The 4,259-nt window shown below is 68.7% G+C and carries 4 protein-coding genes and 1 pseudogene; 2 read left to right on the top strand and 3 right to left on the bottom strand.

Annotated elements, in window-relative coordinates:
* The first annotated feature begins 57 nt into the window (after positions 1 to 57).
* Both ACY45C_RS20340 and ACY45C_RS20335 read left to right on the top strand, forming a co-directional pair.
* Positions 58 to 1,053, top strand: coding sequence for an AAA family ATPase (locus ACY45C_RS20340; protein WP_462189154.1), 996 nt, complete (start codon positions 58 to 60; stop codon positions 1,051 to 1,053).
* A gap of 573 nt (positions 1,054 to 1,626) precedes the next feature.
* A complete protein-coding gene (locus ACY45C_RS20335; RefSeq protein WP_462189153.1) occupies positions 1,627 to 2,409 on the top strand; it encodes a PIG-L deacetylase family protein in 783 nt (260 codons plus the stop codon).
* 96 nt (positions 2,410 to 2,505) lie between these two features.
* On the opposite strand, the pseudogene ACY45C_RS20330 reads toward ACY45C_RS20335, so the two are convergent.
* From ACY45C_RS20330 to ACY45C_RS20320, 3 genes and pseudogenes are all read right to left on the bottom strand, one after another.
* Positions 2,506 to 2,739, bottom strand: a pseudogene (locus ACY45C_RS20330) (IS607 family transposase); the annotation flags it as partial.
* Between the two features lie 15 nt (positions 2,740 to 2,754).
* The gene (locus tag ACY45C_RS20325) at positions 2,755 to 3,309 is read right to left on the bottom strand and encodes a hypothetical protein (protein ID WP_462189152.1); all 555 of its coding nucleotides are present in this window, start codon (positions 3,307 to 3,309) and stop codon (positions 2,755 to 2,757) included.
* A 14-nt stretch (positions 3,310 to 3,323) separates the two neighbouring features.
* Positions 3,324 to 3,812 carry a cation:proton antiporter domain-containing protein gene (locus ACY45C_RS20320; RefSeq protein WP_462189151.1) on the bottom strand — a complete coding sequence of 163 codons (489 nt, stop codon included), beginning with the start codon at positions 3,810 to 3,812 and terminating at the stop codon, positions 3,324 to 3,326.
* Positions 3,813 to 4,259 lie beyond the last annotated feature (447 nt).

Raw genomic sequence — 4,259 nt, 5'->3', positions numbered from 1 at the left:
GAATGGCTGCCCCGATGAACTTCCCAAACAGGCCCTAGGAGGCAGCGCGTGACCCGCATGGGCGACGGCCGCGACAGTACGTCCGGCGACCGGTCCGCGGTTGCCACGTTCTCAGCCTCTTTCCACGATGTGGTCGCCAACGTCGAGAAGGTCATCCGCGGCAAGCGTGAGGTGGTGGATCTCGCGACGATCTGCATGTTCGCCGACGGCCATCTCCTCGTCGAGGATGTCCCCGGTCTGGGGAAGACCTCCCTGGCCCGCAGCCTCGCCGCGTCGGTGGGCGCCGGCTGTCATCGCATCCAGTTCACGCCCGACCTGCTGCCCGCGGACATCATCGGGACGATGGTCTACAACCAGCGTGCCGACGAGTTCGGATTCCGCGGGGGCCCGGTGTTCACCAACCTCGTCATCGGCGATGGGATCAATCGCGCCTCGCCGAAGACGCAGTCGGCTCTGCTGGAGGTCATGGAGGAGGGGCGGGTCACCGTCGATGGGACCGGTTATCCGGTACCGCGGCCCTTCATGGTCGTCGCGACGCAGAACCCGATCGACATGGACGGCACGTACAGCTTGCCCGAGGCCCATCTGGACCGGTTCCTCATGCGACTGCGGATGGGATATCCCTCCCTCGCTGCGGAACTGGAGATCCTCGATGGTCGGCAGGTGGGTCGGCGCATCGAGGATCTGAGACCGGTGATGCGGGCGGAGGACGTGGTGGCCCACGCCGCCCGGACATCCGCCATCCATGTGGCACCCGCCCTCCGGCGGTACATCGTCGATCTGGTCACCGCGACCCGCACGCTGCCGGATGTCGTCCGCCTGGGGGCGAGCCCACGGGGCAGTATCGCGCTGCTTCGGGCCGTCCAGGTGCGTGCCGCGTCGCAGGGACGGGCCTTCGTGACCCCCGACGACGTCAAAGCGCTGGCCAAGCCGGTCCTGGCACACCGGCTGGTGCTGAGCCCCGAGGCGGAACTGCGCCGCGTCATCGCCGAGGACGTCGTGGACGAGGTCGTCGAGACCATCCCGTCCCCGCGTCGTCTCGTCGGTATCTGACCGTGGCGCCCTGGTCGGCCGACATCGGGCGCCGGGTAGGACCGCCGGGGCGGAGCCCACGTAGGTGGCGCAGTCGTAGCGTGTCGGCCAGTGACGGCCCCGGTAGTCGACGGTCGCCACCGCTTCAGCGGGGCACGACGCATCCTGCGGAGCCGGCTGGCTCGGGGCGCGGCGGCCGGTCCGTCGTGGCGACCGGTGGCGAATCCGATGGCCGGGGCCACCGATCGTCCGGCCGTGGGCCCGCGACGACGACCGGTCGGAGTCGGCGGTCCCAGACCGTCCGTCGCGAGGGGGGCGTGCGGCCCTTCACCGGGATCAGGACGCGGACGACCTTCCGGCCGGGGAGGTGACCGGAACGCGGGCTCCCGGGTGTTTTCGACGGGTACCGTCGCTCAAGCCCAGCGCAGTCCCGCCCCGCCCACCCTGCTTGCGACGTGGGCACACCCGGGAGGGTGGGGCTGTGCCCGGAGGATGGGCTGTGATGGTGCCGGCCGGCGTCGTGGGCGCGCCACGCCGCCCCGTGCGTGTGGCGTTGCCGATGACTGCACCGATGTCCGTGCGGTGCCGCGCTGTATGCCGTATGGAAGAACGATGCAGGAGGAACGCGTGGCGGACGAGCGTCGGCCCTTCGCCGACGACAGCGGGACCCCCGAATCGGTTTGGCAGGGATGGGATCCGGGGTGGGCGGAGCTGGATCTGACCGTTCCGCCCACGAATGCGGTGATCGTGGCTCCCCACCCGGACGATGAGGTGCTGGGCATCGGTGGCCTGATGACCATCCTGTCCACGCTGAGCGTGTCGCTCACCGTTGTTGCGGTAACCGACGGCGACGCATCCCATCCCGGATCTCCGACGCTGTCGCCGGCCGAGCTTGCGCGGCGACGGGTGGCGGAACAGCATTCCGCTCTCGCCGAACTCGGACTGGCCCAGGTGCCGGTGCATCGGGTCGGCCTGCGCGACGGGCGGGTCGCCGGGCACGAGGAGCTGTTGGCCGACCAGCTGGAACCGTTGCTCACCGCCGACGGGTGGCTGCTCGCAACGTATGCCGGGGATCGTCATCCAGATCATGAGGCGACGGGTCGGGCGGCGGAGATCGCCGCCGCGCGGACGGGCACCCGGCTGCTCGAGTACCCCGTCTGGACCTGGCACTGGGCGGTGCCGGACGACCCGCGAGTTCCCTGGGCCAGGGCGCGACGGGTGCATCTTCCTGTCGACGTGCAGCGGGCCAAGCAGCGAGCGGTCGACTGCTACCGCACCCAGATTGCTCCGCTTTCAGCCCATCCGGCCGATGCTGCGGTGCTTCCGGCCGAGGCCCTGGCGCGGCTCCTGCGCCCAGCCGAGACGGTCTTCGTCTGACCGTTGCGAGTCATGAAGCATGAGTAGGCCCCTTGCTCGCAGCCACCTGTTGCCGGATGGCGGCCCTACAGCCGGAGCAGGTCTTCGATCACGTCCGGTTGCCCATGCGGTGACACGGGCAACCTGCCGGTCAAGGCCGGGGTACTGGCCGGCGGAGGAGACCCGCGCGTACACCGCGACGGCTCCCGTGGGGCGTTCGACGGCGGACGGCTCGACCAGGATCAGCCGCCCGACCCGGCGCGCCGGTACGGGCAGCTTCCCTTCCCGAAACCAGCGGTAAGCGGTGACGTAGTGGACACCCTCACGCTCCGCCCACTGCTTCAAGTTCACTCACACATCACTTACTCAAAAGCCAGCAGGTCGCTGCCCCGCGGGGACATCTCCCGCAGCGGCAGGCCGCGGTCGTCGAAGGCCGCGGTCGTCGAAGGCCGCGTCGTCCGCTCCGGTGATTCCGAAGACGGTCGGCCTGGTGTCGATCCAGCGATTGATCAGCCAGTGCAGCAGGTTGATGGTGACGACCGCCGGAGCGACGACGGCGGCGACCCCGGGAATCGCCGGCTCCAAGGCCAGGGACAGCACGATGCTCGTGATGCCGTTCTGCTGGGAAGCGGCCAGATAAACCCGGTCACGTCGGGACATGCGGTGGGTGAGAAGGTAGCCGACGAGACCCTGTGCGGCGAAGGCTGCGGCTCCCAGAGCGGCCCCGTGCACAAAGGCGATTCCGTCGGAGAGAAGCAGGCCGAGCGCGATCGCCGCCCCATAGAACGCGACCCGTACGGTCCTCTCCACGAGGTGGGGGAAGAAGTCGTCCCCGCGCTCGGGGAAGAGCTTGGCATCGGGACGGAGGATCAGCCCACCGATTGCCACCGCCAGCATGAGAAAGAACCCTGCTCCTACCATGATCAGGCCCGCTGTCAATGCCAGGGCGCTGGTCGCGTGTCTCTTGGCGCCCCCCCCCACAGCAGGGCGGTGAGGGTGGCGAGGCCGAGGTTGAGCGCCAGGCCGACGAAGAAACCGCTGACTCCCGACGGTCCACCGAGATCCGGCGTCATCGCGGGCTGGTCCTTGACAAACGTCGAACCGACCGCTGTGACCAGGGACACGGTAAGGAGTACCGTCACGGGATCGTCGAAGGCGGCCCAGCTGCGCAGGAGATCCTGACCGCGTTCTGACATTCGTGAACCCGAGGTGAGCGTGGCTACCGACAGGGGATCGATCTGGGCAACCACCACGCCGAGAAGGAGGTACAGCGGGTCGCCGAGCGCGAGGGCCAGGACGCCACCGATCAGCAGGGCCTTGAGGGCGACGCCCACGGTGACGACGAGCGCGATCCGGCGGATGTCCGCCCAGGCCGCGCGGGCGATTCCCAGCGTGGCGCCGTACAGGCCGACCGCCAGCAGCACCGCGATCGCCGTCCGGTAGCCGTCATCTTCGAGATATTCGGCAGCTGGAACAACTGAAACAGCGCGCTGAGCGCGACACCCACCCCGATCAGGCCGACCAGGGATGCCAGCTGGCTGATGGACTGTCGCTCTCTGGAGCGACCTCATGGCCCGGTCTGGTTCCAATGGTGGAACGGCTGTGCCGGTCTCCCCGCCGGCATCCCGGCGACCGCGGGGATGCCGGGATCCGGATACGCGTCCGTGCCCTGCATGTGGAGCGACGGGATAAGGGCGCATCGACGTCTGAACAGTGACTGAAGGCCCTGCATCGAGCTCTCCCTCCCCGTGATGTTGGACGGCGGAAAGTAGAGTTTTCCTCCTACTTGTCATCGCCCAGAGTAGTCGCCGTGCAATGAAGCCCGTGCAATGAAGCGTGCAGCCGACATCCGTAGGTTGACCTCGATCGTT

This window comes from Frankia sp. CcWB2 (assembly GCF_977927585.1).
This window is presented reverse-complemented; position numbering and strand designations above follow the sequence as displayed.

Coding starts and splice junctions, on each gene's coding strand:
- ACY45C_RS20340 (WP_462189154.1), top strand. CDS start 58: ATGGGCGACGGCCGCGACAGTACGTCCGGCGACCGGTCCGCGGTTGCC.
- ACY45C_RS20335 (WP_462189153.1), top strand. CDS start 1,627: ATGCCGTATGGAAGAACGATGCAGGAGGAACGCGTGGCGGACGAGCGT.
- ACY45C_RS20325 (WP_462189152.1), bottom strand. CDS start 3,309: ATGGTAGGAGCAGGGTTCTTTCTCATGCTGGCGGTGGCAATCGGTGGG.